The 14,737-nt window shown below is 42.9% G+C and carries 13 protein-coding genes; 5 read left to right on the plus strand and 8 right to left on the minus strand.

The annotated features are described in order from the left end of the window. Positions 1-61 precede the first annotated feature (61 nt). The gene (locus ACU01J_RS14110) at positions 62-1,813 is read right to left on the minus strand and encodes a bifunctional metallophosphatase/5'-nucleotidase (protein WP_481086274.1); all 1,752 of its coding nucleotides are present in this window, start codon (positions 1,811-1,813) and stop codon (positions 62-64) included. 229 nt (positions 1,814-2,042) lie between these two features. Here ACU01J_RS14110 and ACU01J_RS14115 point away from each other — a divergent pair, with 229 nt between their 5' ends. After that, positions 2,043-3,674: an ATP-dependent endonuclease gene (locus ACU01J_RS14115; RefSeq protein ID WP_481086275.1), complete on the plus strand. Its 1,632-nt coding sequence runs from the start codon at positions 2,043-2,045 to the stop codon at positions 3,672-3,674. Positions 3,675-3,785: 111 nt separating this feature from the next. On the opposite strand, the gene ACU01J_RS14120 is transcribed toward ACU01J_RS14115, so the two are convergent. Next, a complete protein-coding gene (locus tag ACU01J_RS14120; protein WP_481086276.1) occupies positions 3,786-4,268 on the minus strand; it encodes a DUF1097 domain-containing protein in 483 nt (160 codons plus the stop codon). Between the two features lie 178 nt (positions 4,269-4,446). Next, entirely contained in the window at positions 4,447-5,352 is a 906-nt protein-coding gene (locus tag ACU01J_RS14125) for a LysR substrate-binding domain-containing protein (RefSeq protein WP_481086277.1), read from the minus strand. Positions 5,353-5,603: 251 nt separating this feature from the next. On the opposite strand from ACU01J_RS14125, the gene focA reads away from it, so the two are divergent. Continuing rightward, a complete protein-coding gene (focA, locus tag ACU01J_RS14130) occupies positions 5,604-7,055 on the plus strand; it encodes a formate transporter FocA (protein WP_481086278.1) in 1,452 nt (483 codons plus the stop codon). A gap of 98 nt (positions 7,056-7,153) precedes the next feature. Here focA and ACU01J_RS14135 read toward each other — a convergent pair whose 3' ends face one another. The 3 genes from ACU01J_RS14135 to ACU01J_RS14145 form a co-directional block, all read right to left on the minus strand. Further along, positions 7,154-7,723, minus strand: a complete 570-nt coding sequence (locus tag ACU01J_RS14135) for a YceI family protein (protein ID WP_394126191.1) — start codon at positions 7,721-7,723, stop codon at positions 7,154-7,156. Continuing rightward, complete coding sequence (locus ACU01J_RS14140) at positions 7,720-8,259, minus strand: cytochrome b (protein WP_481086279.1); 540 nt, start codon at positions 8,257-8,259, stop codon at positions 7,720-7,722. The genes ACU01J_RS14135 and ACU01J_RS14140 overlap by 4 nt, the downstream gene beginning before the upstream one ends. A gap of 152 nt (positions 8,260-8,411) precedes the next feature. After that, positions 8,412-8,660 carry a DUF2164 domain-containing protein gene (locus tag ACU01J_RS14145; RefSeq protein ID WP_053439127.1) on the minus strand — a complete coding sequence of 83 codons (249 nt, stop codon included), beginning with the start codon at positions 8,658-8,660 and terminating at the stop codon, positions 8,412-8,414. Positions 8,661-8,763: 103 nt separating this feature from the next. Between ACU01J_RS14145 and ACU01J_RS14150 the strand changes: the two genes are divergently transcribed. The 3 genes from ACU01J_RS14150 (at position 8,764) to dcuC (ending at position 12,238) form a co-directional block, all read left to right on the plus strand. Next, on the plus strand, positions 8,764-9,399 hold the full coding sequence (locus ACU01J_RS14150) for a hypothetical protein (RefSeq protein WP_053439126.1): 636 nt from the start codon (positions 8,764-8,766) through the stop codon (positions 9,397-9,399). A gap of 373 nt (positions 9,400-9,772) precedes the next feature. After that, positions 9,773-10,618 carry an EAL domain-containing protein gene (locus ACU01J_RS14155; protein WP_481086280.1) on the plus strand — a complete coding sequence of 282 codons (846 nt, stop codon included), beginning with the start codon at positions 9,773-9,775 and terminating at the stop codon, positions 10,616-10,618. 252 nt (positions 10,619-10,870) lie between these two features. After that, a complete protein-coding gene (dcuC, locus tag ACU01J_RS14160) occupies positions 10,871-12,238 on the plus strand; it encodes an anaerobic C4-dicarboxylate transporter DcuC (protein WP_481086281.1) in 1,368 nt (455 codons plus the stop codon). Between the two features lie 60 nt (positions 12,239-12,298). On the opposite strand, the gene ACU01J_RS14165 is transcribed toward dcuC, so the two are convergent. Further along, on the minus strand, positions 12,299-12,931 hold the full coding sequence (locus ACU01J_RS14165; protein ID WP_481086282.1) for a response regulator: 633 nt from the start codon (positions 12,929-12,931) through the stop codon (positions 12,299-12,301). Continuing rightward, positions 12,918-14,651: a nitrate/nitrite two-component system sensor histidine kinase NarQ gene (gene narQ, locus ACU01J_RS14170; RefSeq protein WP_481086283.1), complete on the minus strand. Its 1,734-nt coding sequence runs from the start codon at positions 14,649-14,651 to the stop codon at positions 12,918-12,920. Before narQ ends, ACU01J_RS14165 begins: the two co-directional genes overlap by 14 nt. Between the last annotated feature and the right edge of the window lie 86 nt (positions 14,652-14,737).

Raw genomic sequence — 14,737 nt, forward strand, 5'->3', positions numbered from 1 at the left:
TCTCGACTCCACATAATACCCCCTGAGTATTATTCATACATAGCATGAACCCAGAGATTATTTAGCAACCTTTATGCCATTGCTTTTTTTGTTCACTGCGTAGGTCGCGGTTGAGTACATCAGGCATTTTGGTCAGTAGTTCAATGAAACAGTCAGCCATAGAAACGGCGGTAATAAGCCCTTCTCCTTGCATGTTTAGAATCGCTTCATAACCCTCTTTCCCCTTCATGGTATACGCTGACGATGTACCAGTATAAATTTCATTCGATTCAATACTTTGCCAAACACCATGTGGATCGCGAATTTCCATCTGTTGCACTCTATTGCCAGCTTCCGCTTCGTAGACATAATTAAAACGAAGGTTATTGGTGTAAGGGTATGAGCCATCACCGGTACCATTGACGCCATTGTTAAGAGCATTATTGATTGCCCCTTCAATGATAAGAGGCAAAAACTCTCCCCGGATCTTGTATACACCAATTGGAACGGCAAATGGTAGTAGCTTTCCGGCAACATCCGCGACTGAGACGTCACCAGCATTGAGTGAATTTCGAACGCCACCTGCATTGTGGATTGCAAAATCTACCTGATGACCGAGTTGTGTCATCTTATAAGTAAAAGATTCAGCAACCAGGGGCGCTAGTTGACTAGGACCTTGCTGATCAGGCACGCGAACGTGGCGTAGCTTTTGATTCGCACTGGCGATGATCTCTTTTTGCAGTATCCGTACTCGCGAGATGTATTTTTCTTCAAGAATCGATTGAAGCGCGCGATCTTTTTTACATACCACCACATTTGGATGGTTATCGATAAAGTTTCTTGCCAGTTGGTATCGTGTTTCGCTGTGTGTTTCGCTCATGTTAGCGTCGATAAACAGGCGTCGCCCTAGTAGCAACTCGTTTTTGCCATTGAAGGTAGCGACAGAGCCGTCGTGATTAAACTCAATATCGCAGTGACCAAGGCTCAGAGCATGACAACCAGCCTGTACAACATAGGTATTGTTGACTCTTACACCGTACTCATCGTCTTTAACTAACCCTAAGCCACTAAAGTCACCCTGTAACCTATGGCTGTGTCCGCCAACAATCACGCTGATACCATCAACATGATTGGCAAGATCTAGGTCTGCGTCATAGCCCATATGGCTTAACAAGATAATCTTATTGATACCTGCTGCTTGTATCTGTTCTACAGTCAGCTTCGCAGTTTCAATCGCATTGATGAAAGGGGTATCGATATCTGGATTAGAGATATCAACCATTTTGTCGAGCGCTAAAGAGAGTATCGCTACCTTGTCATCACCAACCGATTTCTCAATCCAGTTAGCGGCGTTGGTTACGCTGTTATAGGCAATAACTCGCGGGTTGTCAGCAAGGCGAATCGATTTGGATTCTAGTTCGTTTGAAAGGTCCCAGTTGCCCGCTAACAGTGGGAATTGGATTTGTTGGGCAAACTGAGCAACAGGCTCATTACCCATATCGAGTTCATGATTACCGAGTGCCATTGCATCAATCTTAAGACTATTGAGCAGTGTTGCATTGGCTTCCCCTTTAAACAAAGAGAAGTAAAGCGTGCCTTGGAAGCAGTCGCCTGCATGCAAAAAAAGCAGCTCTGTGCTTTGTGATTGAGCTTCTTCACGTAATTGCTCTACGCGTGTCGCGATGCGTGCGAAACCACCTGCACTGACAAATGGAGAGAGTTTTTCTCCGTTTACATCAATGGTGAGTTGCAGCGACGTTGGTTCAAAGTATGAGTGTGTGTCATTAATGTGCGCTATTCTTAGCTTTGTCGTTTTGTTATTTTTATCTGTCATATTCATCTCTCTTTTCACTCACATCCTACCGCAACCAATGTGACAGATTCATTATATTTCACACTTATATTAAACATGACGTTTCATATACATTGATATCTATGAGCAAAATCACTCACTTATTGACCATACTCTAGCTAGCCTTAACGCGAGTTTGTGAGCTAAATGTCTGCTATAACAGGAAAATTCTATTATGCTTAATATAGAAATGGCGTAATGGAGTGATTCAATGAAGCTTGAGCGAATCGAAATTTCTGGTTTTCGCGGAATCAAACGTTTATCTATTGCCTTTGATGAGCTCACCACTTTAATTGGTGAAAACACTTGGGGCAAATCATCACTACTGGATGCGCTTTCTGTCGCACTCCCACCTGAAGGTGACCCTTATAATTTTGAAATGGCAGACTTTCATGTCGACTATTCCGTCTCCCACCCACAAACCCAGCACTTACAAATCGTATTGAGCCTAGTTTCTACCGACAAAAACGAAATCCATTCTGGTCGATACAGAAAAATCAAACCGCTCTGGATTCAAGACAGCAATGGCGCGAATCGAATTATCTATCGATTAAGTGCATCAAGAGATGGCTACGATATCGTTACTCGTTACTCATTTCTTGATTTGGAGGGCATCCCTTTACCTCTTCACCATTCAGAAAAACTCGCTCAAGAGTTGATGTCATTACATCCCGTTATTCGCTTAAAAGATTCTCGACGCTTTGAACGGCCAATCAATAATACTAAAAATGTTAATGCACGAGTTGAGAAGCGAATCGACAACACCTGTCGACGTTTGATGGCGATTCCGGGCCATGTCAATAAAGGTGAAATGAAAAGCAGCTTAAGTTCAATGAATGCTTTAGTCGAGCACTACTTCTCATTTAAGCCAAACATCCGTAGTAACCTTCGCAAACAACGTGATGGGATCTTTTTCAATGCATCACCCGGTAGTAAGAGTATTTCTGAGGTTGTCGAACAAACAAACGATAAGCAAACGCGACTTTTGTTTATGGGTTTGCTCAACGCCTACTTGCAAGCAAAAGGGCCTACTACATTAAGGCGATGTGCCCGCCCTCTATTGATCATTGAAGACCCAGAAGGACGTTTGCACCCTACTCACCTTGCTCGTGCATGGGGCCTACTGCAACTATTGCCTATGCAGAAGATTCTCACCACTAACAGTGGCGATCTATTAGGTCAAGTTCCACTGCACAGTATTCGTCGTTTAGTCAGGCAGTCGGATCGCACTATTACCACCTATTTATCAGACCAAGGGTTAGGCCGTGACGAGTTTCGTCGAATTGGTTTTCATATTCGTTTTCATCGCCCAGGAGCACTATTTGCTCGCTGTTGGCTATTGGTTGAAGGTGAAACCGAAGTTTGGCTGTTCAATGAACTTGCTAACCAGTGCGGCTATAACCTTGCAGCCGAAGGTGTCCAAATCATCGAGTTCGCTCAGTCCGGACTGAAATCTTTGATTAAAGTGGCTAAAGCGTTTGGCATTGATTGGCACGTAGTGACGGATGGCGATGCGGCAGGTAAGAAATATGCAGCAGCGGTAAAGGCCCAATTGGATAACGATCAGCAAAGACACCGCCTCACTGAGCTTCCAGACAGAGATATCGAACATTATCTCTATAACAATGGCTTCGAGGAATTCTTTAAAAACATGCTTAAGATTCCTCTCGATCATCCTATTCCAGCGAAAAAGGTCGTCACTCGTGTTCTGAAGAAGTTTGCTAAACCCGACTTAGCGTTGGCGATTGTTTCTCACTGTGAGAAGCAAGGTGTGGAAGGGATTCCTTTACTGTTACGTTGGACACTAAAACGAGTCGTGACTATGGCGAACGGTAACACATAAAAAAGCGGCATCGAATTTATCGATGCCGCGTATCAAAAATCGGTGATACAAATCAATCGGGGGTTGTCCAAGCTGCCCTTTTCGAAAACAGCTGAGACTTATCAAAGGTCACTACCGCGTCTGTAGACTTGCATTAACCTGAGATTGCTTTGACTTTTGATGTAGCCACAGTCCACTCGCCTTCATTATGTAACCAAAAATGCCACCTAAAATTAGTGATGGAACCACAAGCTTCCAGTTACCATCGGCAGCAAATGTCGCGCAAGATCCGATAAACGTACCTGGGATATAAGCAAGCCACGACTGCTTAGCTTGAATACACATAAAGAATGCAACAACAGCAGTGATAACATAGCCAAGGATTTCAAGCGAAACGAATTGCGAACCATGAATGATCACCATCGCCCAAAAAACACCGCTCATATTGGTTATCAAACTTACTGATAGGCCTTTAAACCCATCGTTCGGTGATGCAAAGTAGCTTGTACAGCCTAGAAACCCAGCCCACGATAGTAGTCCAAGTGTCACCGCTATCCAGCCCCAAAGCCCAGATAAAATGCCAGTAGTCAGGGAGATTGCGAATAAAGTGCTCATTACGCCTCGCTCAGTGTGTGGTTTCACACATCAAAAGTACAAGTAGGCATCTTAGAGAAACTCCGCTCGCAATCACACATCAAAGATCACATTTTAAAGTCAAATTATTACACTCATTTCATGAAACCTGTGATGCAATCGATATTTCAACAGAAATAGGTAATAACAGAATCACCAATCAGAGCACTGATGGCTTGCCCTTCATCATTCGAGCCCCTTCTCTTTTGATACATTCAACAAGCGGGTTTTCAATCATATCGGCCCGCCAAATGAAAGAAAGCGTTCTTTCCATTTTTAATTCAGGCACATTTAACGCTACTAAATGACCACTTTCAATAAAGCGTTCTACGTCAAGGTAAGGCAAACAAGTGATGTACTGGCCATGTTCAACCATACTACGAAGCACTGGAACGTGTTCGTATTCACGCCAAACATCAAGATCTTCAATTAAGTGATGAATTGAGCTGTCGAATATCTTCCGTGTACCACTGCCGTGCTCACGTAATACCCACTTAGCTTGCTCTAGTTGGGCAAGGCTCACAGTTTCTTGCTTCGCAAATGGATGATGGGCAGCGGCAACAACGGTCAAGTGGTCTCGGCACCATACTTCTTGGTGGAGTCGATTGTCATCACAACGCCCTTCGATGATCCCGAGGTCATATTTATAATCTAAAACCCCTTCTATCACACTGTCAGTACTTTTTACTTTTAGTGAGATTCGCATTTCCGGAAACGAGTTATCAATAATACTGATAAGGTCTGGAACTAGGTGTTCGGCGGGAGTCTGGCTGGCGCCTAGCTTAAGATGTCCACTCAACAAATGCTGCTCATAGAAACCCATTTCAATTTGCTGGGCATCTTGCAACAAGCGTTTGGCTTTTGGTCTTAGCCACATACCCCAATGCGTTAACGCCATCTGTTTGCCTTGGCGTTCGAATAGAGGTCGCCCCAGCATCTTTTCTAGTTGGGCTAACGACATACTTGTCGCTGATTGAGTTAAGGCTAACTTATCGGCGGCAAGGCTGACACTTCCAGTATCCGCAACAGTATCAAACACGGTGAGCTGCTTTAAAGAATATCGCATAGGACTCCTATCCTTGTGTATTGCATAAGTTAGACACCATTAAAAATTCAACCAGTTTCATATTTTCCATCAATGATACACAAGTCGTTTCATTTTACCTGCTCCCATCCCTATATCAATATTTTTGATACGGATTTTAAAAATTATCAATTTTACCTCTACCTTCCCGCTACCTATTCTGAATCGGCAGTCACGAAACGTAACTGCACTTTTAAGGAGATTACTTATGACGTTCACATTCGGGAGTGCATATGACACCGGCTCAAACGAATAACCAATATTTTTCGCCGATGGAAATGATGGCCGAAGCTGAGAAGTTCGCATTAAGCAAAGCGAAGAAAAGCAGCGGCATGACATTAAGTTTGGCGATCATGGCTGGCGCTTTTATTGGCTTAGCTTTCTTGTTCTATATAACGGTAACCACGGGTAGTACCGACGCTGGCTGGGGGCTTAGCCGCTTAGCAGGAGGACTTGCCTTTAGTATGGGCTTAATACTTATCGTCATTTGTGGCGGTGAACTATTTACTAGCTCAGTACTTTCCAGCATCTCTTGGGCAAACAAACAGATTAGCTTCACAAAGATGCTCTCAATCTGGGGCAAGGTCTACATCGGCAACTTTATCGGAGCCATGTTGCTTCTCACCATTGTTGCGGCAGCCGGTCTATACCAAATGGATCATGGCCAATGGGGTTTGAATGCACTCAATATCGCACAGCACAAACTTCATCACTCCACTTTGCAAGCATTTGCACTAGGAGTGCTGTGTAATTTACTGGTTTGTTTGGCAATTTGGCTGACGTTTAGCAGCGCGAATGCACTAACGAAAGCAGCCATGACGATTATGCCTGTGGCGATGTTTGTTTCCAGTGGCTTCGAGCACTGCGTTGCGAATATGTTTATGGTTCCACTTGGCATCGTTATTCAAAACTTCGCTCCTGATTCATTCTGGCAGCAAGTTGGCTTCAGCGCAGCGCAATACTCAGACCTAAATATTAAACAATTCCTGTTTGCGAATTTAATCCCAGTGACCTTCGGCAACATCGTTGGCGGCTCATTATTAGTTGGTCTTGCCAACTGGGGGATTTACCGCAGACCACAACTTAAAGCAGCGAATGTTCGCTCGATTACAAAGACAAGTCAGATTAATTCGGCTAAGGAAATCACCATGAACAACTACATCACCGCTAAACATGTAATGAACACGAACCCTATAATTCTGCGTGCAGAGATGCTTACTCCTGTTGCTATTGACTCTTTACTAGAGCATCACCAAATCAGCGCGCCAGTTTGTGATATTGAAGGTCGTTTAGTTGGGTTCTTCTCAGCACATGACGTTATGGTTGACCTTTGGTGTCAAGATTACCTTCCGGCTAAAGATCAAAAAGTAGTCGACATTATGGCTCGTGACGTAATTGCGATTGATGCGAACGATAAGCTTGTTGATATCGCAGAATTCCTTTGTATCGATAAAGAGCAGCTTTATCCAACGACCAGCATGGGCATTGCAACTCAGCTCACCACTCTATCGCTTGAAGAACGAGCAAAAGCAATGAAAGTAAGTAAACCGCATGTATTGCCTGTTCTCGACAATGGCAAGCTTGTTGGCGTGATTACAAGGGAGAATGTTTTGGAAGCACTACGCCCTATCTACGGCGAGCGTATGAACATTGTAGAAAACCAGCGTGAACTTGAAACAGCATAATAATAACAAACACTAACAACGCTGTGGCTCAGAATTTGGTCTGGAAATAAGTCGCTTGACCAAACCGCCCCCAACCTAGGTTGGGGGCATTTTTGTTTTTACTTCTTGATACCTTCGACATGAAGTTCCATGTCAACATAGCTTGAAGTGCCCATTACGGCGATATCGAAATCAGCAAGCTCTAGACGAGTTGTTCCGATGAAACCAGCGCGCTCACCACCCCATGGATCTTGACCTGCGCCAATAAACGTTGCGTCAATTGTGATTGGCTTAGTCACACCGTGAAGGTTTAGATCACCATTAACCGCTAGTTTGCCTTCACCCTTGTCTACAACACTTGTACTTGTGAATGTTGCAGTTGAGAATTTAGACGCATCAATAAAGTCTGAGCTACGAATATGTTTGTCACGCTCTGCATGGTTTGAATCTAGACTTGTTGTGTCTACATTCACCGTTACTTTTGATGCTGATACGTTTGCTGGGTCATATGAAAACTCACCGTCAAACGTGTTGAAACGACCTTTAATAAAGCTGTAGCCCAAGTGACTTACTTTAAAGTTCACTGAAGCATGAGCGCCTTTTGTGTCGATCATGTAATCCGCCGCGCTTGCACCAAATGGTAATGCCATTACCATTGCTAATCCGGTAGCAAATAACGTTTTTTTCATTTTGAAGCTCCTATCATCTTGCGTAGCGTGTTGTCTTTATTAATAAAGTGGTGTTTTAAAGCTGCTATAGCGTGGACAGCAGCAATAAGAATAAGCGCCCAAGCAGCATAAAAGTGAATCTGTCCTGCCAAATCTGCCTGCCCTTTGAAAAGAGCACCTAAACCTGGCAATGTGAACCAATTAAATACATCGATTCCGCGGCCATCTTCGGTCGAAATAAGGTAACCAGAGATCGGTAAAGCAAGTAGAATTACATACATTACGAGGTGAGCAAGCTTTGCCCCTATCACCTCATAGCCTTTCCCTTCCACTTTTGGTGACGGCGTAACAAACTTCCATACAAACCTAAATAGAGTCAAAGCAGCTAATAGTATTCCGATTGACTTATGCCAGTGTGGCGCCGTTCGGTACCATTCACTATAGTACGAAAGATCAACCATCCACGAACCGACTGCAAACATACCAATGACAACCAAGGCGGACAGCCAATGAATGGCACGCGCAAGTACATTGTAGTTTTTTATTTCTGATTCCATTTGTAAGCCCTAATGGTTAAATGACTCTTGTTATGATTTAGAGTATATAGCTCTCGTTTGTTGCAACAGATTATTTACCATTCTTTACATTAGTAAAACATCTACCGCTCGATGAAGTCGTTCAAAATTTTTGAAGAAACTTTTTCAACCCGTTAAAAATCACTCGGCTGCTCTATTTCATAAAGTTCATCAGCGATATCGACTATCTTGCGCTGCATGACTGCCTCTGCGTCGGACAACCCTTGATTGTAAAAGGCAGGACCAAACTTTTTCGTGATAAAATCAAGCAAAAAGTCAGCATCAAATTGACCTATTTCTACATCGAGCTCATCTTCTAAGTAACGTTGCAGTTCACTCGACATTGCCTGTTTTTGTTGTGATGTAAATTCAATCTTCGACATAAACCCCTAAAGCTCCTCATATTTTAGTAGATTAAGTGTAACGAAAGTTATCATACGCATGTTACGCTATTTGCGCATATTGCTCATTATGGAGAGATGGATCTTGTTATTGGATGTGCTAGTTCAGAGCGTCAATGAATTTCAGGCTGACTGCATGGTGCTGTGTGAAAAACACTACCCAACAATTCACAATAAAGGAATGAGCGAACATCATTTAGGCTTGGCGTTTGCGAGAAGACTGTCAAGAACCTTGAATGAGTTCGGGCACGATTACGACTATAAGCCTCTAGATACCCCTCAAGCGTCTGACCTACCACATCATTATCGCGTAAGCTCTGATATTGGTACCGTATGGATCTTAACTTCGCATCTTGTCAGTGCAGGACCTTCATGCCGTAAAAAGTTGTTTAAAACCGTTGCTCAATGGCAAGAAGAATATGGCTTTGCCGTTCAACCTAATGACCTTCTCCTATTACTGACCGATCACTGGATTACGCGCAGTAAACAGAGTCGAGAGTTACTTCACTGGTGGACGGGCGAACTTCCAGACGAAATTGATGAGTACCGCATTCAAGGTATCTCATTATATGAGAGCGAATCCCAACTGGCTTTGTCATTAGAGGAACACTTCAAGTTAAGCCCGTACTTTGTAAAGTTCACTCACCCACTAAAAAGAGCCACAGATCGCCAATTGGTGAGAAAATACATTCAGCTCTACTCTGTGATTCAATTGAGTTGACCCTTTCAGTTAAATCTTTTTTTTGAGTTCAATGTCGCTTACTCAGTACAGTCGACAATTTTCTAAAGCAGCATTACGTTCATCATAAGGAGGATGAGACGCTCCTCCCGAAACCAACTTGTAAGACCAACCTCCACTACCATTTCGATCTAGAGGAGATACAATCTCACAGCTTAACTTTTAACTATCTACATAGTTATCAGGGTAATTAACTGAAATTATATTGATATGAAATACTCTTCATAAATAGGATTATTTCTTAGACTTAAGGTGAATAGACATTGACAAAATCACGTCATTGTCAATATTATGTCAATGGTTTGCATCATAGCATTCTGGAAAGCGCATTAGTCCATAGGGGTCGGAATTAAATATGATTCTTTCAACAAAGCAGCAATTTGTTGACTGCCTTTCTATCAATGATCAGTTCCAATATGTAGGCCAATACAAGGAACTGATTCTACATAGCGTTTTTCAGCCCATCTTTAACTCAGATAACCAAATTATTGGTGTTGAGGCCTTAGTTCGTATCCGTCATGAGCAGAATGGCTGTGTTAAACCCGACGTTTTCTTCCATTCAGACGAGACGTGCTTTGATGACAAAATCAATGTAGAGCGATTAAGTCGTGTTATCCATATTCGAAACTTCTCTAGATCAAAGTACCGTCATTTAATGCTGTTTTTGAACGTACTGCCCTCTGCCGGTGAATATTTAGCTTTAGAAAATATCGATACGAGTTTGCTCGCTCAACGTCTTAGAGAACTAGGTATCAATAACAGCCAACTTGTGATGGAAGTTGTTGAAATTGAAGCTGACAATGAACAAAGCCTAGCCAGTGCTATGAAAAAACTCAACGCCAGTGAGTTCAATATTGCTGTCGATGACTTTGGCGTTGATGCCTCAAATCGTGCGCGAGTTGAACGACTTAGCCCTAACATCGTTAAAATAGACCGCTCTCTTATGCTCTCTTACATGAACGGTGAACAGTTCGCTTTACTGTCCGGTTTGAAACTCGCAAAAAAAATCGGTTCTAAGGTCGTTGTTGAAGGCATCGAGACAGAAGAACAATTATTGGCGATGCGCTCACTGAACGTTGATATGTACCAAGGCTACCATCTTGCTATACCTGAGCCTCTTGAAGCCGTTTACCGTGATGAGTGTAACAATCTTGCCTCAATTGGAGACCCAAGCTCCATTTATATAAGCGCTTCTCGATAAATTGGCTCTATAACGCCACTTCCCAAAGTTTGATCTAACTAAAACTTCCTAACTCTCCCCCTGTAATATATTTAACATCTGCAAAACCCTATATACACAATATGTTTCACTAGTTTTAATACCTAGCTTATTTTATTGCTCTAGATCATCGGAATCTCAACTTAGCCTCGTCGGGCAGCATAGAATTTTGTACATTCTTTGCAATAGTTTGAAACAGTTTCTTTATAATTTTCAATAGTTGAGGATATTTCTATGCTGGAACTCTTAATCGGCTTAGCAGTGACGGTTGCCGTTGGCTACTTCATTGTTAAAGGCTACAAACCAGCCGGTGTTCTACTCACGGCAGGTGTGCTACTTCTTATTCTAACCGGCCTTATTGGGCACACCGTTCTCCCTTCAAAAGTAGCTTCAACCGGTAACCTTTTTACTGACGCACTAGAATACGTCAAATACATGCTTCAGTACCGTGGTGGCGGTCTAGGTATGCAAATCATGTTACTTTGTGGTTTCGCTTCTTACATGACACACATTGGCGCAAACAATGTCGTTGTTAAACAGTTTTCTAAGCCTTTATCTGTCATTAAATCACCTTACGTTCTGTTAGTGGCTGCATACATCGTTGCATGTCTAATGTCGTTAGCCGTGAGCTCAGCAACGGGTCTAGGTGTACTCTTGATGGCAACACTATTCCCTATGATGACTGCAATGGGTATCTCTCGCCCAGCAGCAGTAGCGGTATGTGCTTCACCTGCGGCAATCATCCTTTCACCAACATCCGGTGACGTTGTGATTGCAGCAGAAAAATCAGGCTTAGATTTAGATGTTTTTGCGGTACAAACTGTATTACCCGTTTCGATCTGCGCGATCATCGTTATGGCCGTGGCTGCCTTCTTCTGGAACAAATATCTAGATAAAAAAGACAATTCACCAATGGAGCGTGTCGACGTTTCTGAGATTGAAGTGAACGCACCGGCTTTCTATGCGGTACTGCCTTTCCTTCCAATCATCGGTGTATTTCTATTTAACGGCCGCACTATTCCTGGCCTAAAACTTGATATCTACACTATTGTCGTTCTATCCATCTTTATCGGTGCCTTAACTGACTTTGTCGTTAAGCGCTTTGATGGTGAAAAGGCGCTTGCGGACCTCGAATCATGCTACCAAGGTATGGCTGACGCATTTAAAGGCGTGGTCATGCTATTAGTCGCTGCAGGTGTGTTTGCTCAAGGTTTGATGTCAATTGGCGCGATCGATAACTTACTGCACCTTGCTGAAACAGCTGGCGCTGGTGGTATCGCTCTGATGCTAATTCTAACAGGCTTAACTGTTGCTGCTGCGATTGCTACAGGTTCAGGTAACGCGCCTTTTTATGCTTTCGTAGAACTAGCGCCTTCATTAGCCGCGAAGATGGGCCTAAACCCTGCTTTCCTTATCATTCCGATGCTTCAGGCTTCTAACCTAGGCCGTACAATTTCACCAGTGTCTGGTGTCGTAGTTGCCACTTCAGGCATGGGTAAAATCAGTCCGTTTGAAGTCGTTAAACGTACGTCTGTACCTGTAGTATGTGGGTTGGTTACGGTTATCTTAGGCACCTTAGTTCTTGTACCAATGAGCGCTTAAGCTATCTCATCGATAAACAAAAGGGGGAGCTCATTTGAGCTCCCCCTTTTTCATTATTGACTACTTCATTTCACCATGCCGTTCAAGGTAAAGCACTGTCGCCGCAGTACGCGATGGCACTTGGAGCTTCTTCAACAAGCTTTTCATGTGCACCTTCACAGTCGACTCAGATATAAACAGGGTATCTGCGATTTGCTTGTTTCTAAGGCCTTTCGCGACCTCTTTCAGGATTTGCATTTCACGATCTGTTAGCTCGTCAAACACACTGCTGCAGTTTTCTCTTTCAGCCAAGTAAATTGCAACTTCTTGACTGTATGCCTTGTTACCATGTAACGAATCTTTTAGTAATTCAATCAGTTCATCAGGCTCGGTGTCTTTAAGTAAGTAACCATCTGCGCCTGCTTTAACGATCGCTTCAATATCTGCAGGGCTATCTGAAACCGTTAGAATAACGATAGTCGCATCACATTCATCGGCACGTAAGGCGTTAAGTGTGTCTAGACCGGACATCCCCTTCATATTTAAATCAAGTAAGATCAGATCTGGTTTGTGCTCATGGTTTTGAGCCACTGCATCCGTACCGTTGCTTGCTTCTGCAACGACTTCAAATTCCTCTTCGAAACTCAACAGTTGGTTGATACCACGTCGCATTAATGGATGGTCATCGACCAATAACACTCTACACTTTGTCAATGTTTGAATCCTTAATTTTGGGGTACTTTAAATATACCTCACAGCCTTGCTTTTCATTCGCTGTAATAGTTAACTTACCGTTAAGCCTTGAGGCACGTTCTTGCATAATACTCAGCCCGTAATGATTCGCTTTTTCTAATTTAGTATTAAAGCCAATCCCATCATCTTTTACCAAAACTTGGATGTGAGTATCTGTCTCGTTGCATTCTATTTTTATATGTTTTGCCTGCGCATGCTTTATCGCATTCGTTACCGCTTCGCGTATCAACTGTGATAAGTGTACTTGTTGGTTTGTTTCTAATTCAATAGAAGACAATTGGTTATTGAGTTCAATCTCAGCATCTGTCTGATCAGATAACTGTTCCGTCATACTTTGAAGAGCAGTACCAAAGCTGCCTTCTTGAATAGATAATCTGAAGGTCGTCAGTAGATCACGCAGTTGCTTGTAAGCCGCAGACAAACCAGTATCCAATTCATCCAAAACTGGTGAAGTTTTCTCTAGTTCCGGTGAATCAGGGAGTTTGCTCATACATCTCTTCAACAAAGAGACTTGTATCTTCAAATATGATAACGATTGCGCTAATGAGTCATGGAGCTCGCGGGCAATAGTGGCACGCTCTTCCATAACGAGTAACTGCTCTGCTTGGCGCTGAGCCTGATTGTAATATACCGCTCGCGACAAGATCTGTACAAAGTTGTCAATCAATGCTTGATCTGGACACGGCAAAGAGACCTTCCAATATAATGTACCAAGATCAAGCCCATCTAAAGCGAGTTTCTGACTACTGCAGCTCTTTTGGCAGTTTCTGCATGCCTCGCCTTCAGAGATCAAAATAGGTTTTTCGCCGACTTCATTAATTTCTAATCTAGCTGCTGAAATGCCTTCTAAGCTAACAATATGCTTTAAGATTGCTGAGAAGTTATCTTGCGTAATTCTCGAAGCCGTAAGTTCTTGTGAGGATTGATATAAGACTCGCAGTGAATCATTGGCATTTTGTAGTTTTAGGGTCTTCTCATTAACGGCCTTTTCTAGACCTCGGTACAAATTACCTAAATCCCGCGCCATATTATTGAATGCTTTTGCTAGTACAGCCATTTCATTATCACTAGAAATATTGAGCTGAACATCAAATGAGCGCGCTTGGATCTGCTCACTGGCTAGCATTAATGCGTTCAAAGGAGTGACGACATGTTTGCGTGTGTAATGAACAACAAAAATGCTTATCAACAGTACAAAGCCTAATCCTATCCCCCCTACCCAAGCGAGCGAGATCAACTTCGTTTCCGAAAAGTCTTGCAACTTAAATACAAACGCATCGATCTGATTAACAAACCCTTCTACCTGTTCCAAGTAACGCTCTTTATCATCACCTTTTAGGACCAGTTTTAACTCATGCCAACGAGTAATCAAACTGTAGTAGTCGTGGGTTATGTCCGCGGGTACAGCCCAATTTTGCGTTGCTTTCATTGAAGGTGAGTAAATTGAACGCTCAAACATCGCTATATGTGATTCATAGTCGTGGGACTCTGACTGTATATCGTAAGCAAGACGATAGCTTTGCATACGCATTGAACCCGCAACGTTGACCGCTTCTGCATCGTTAAGGCTTGAAGCCAACATAACAATCGCGAAGCTAGTTGTCGCCACCGAAAGTAACAGGATGCATATCATTGCCTTAGCAATGGTCGTTGTAACTGAGCTTTTCACATTCTTTAACATGTGATTCTTTAACACCTTCAAACAAATTTATTGTCTACATACTAAGCTTATAATCAATTAGCGCGACAATATGTGATCACTTCGCT

Source organism: Vibrio sp. 2433-A1, assembly GCF_056726085.1.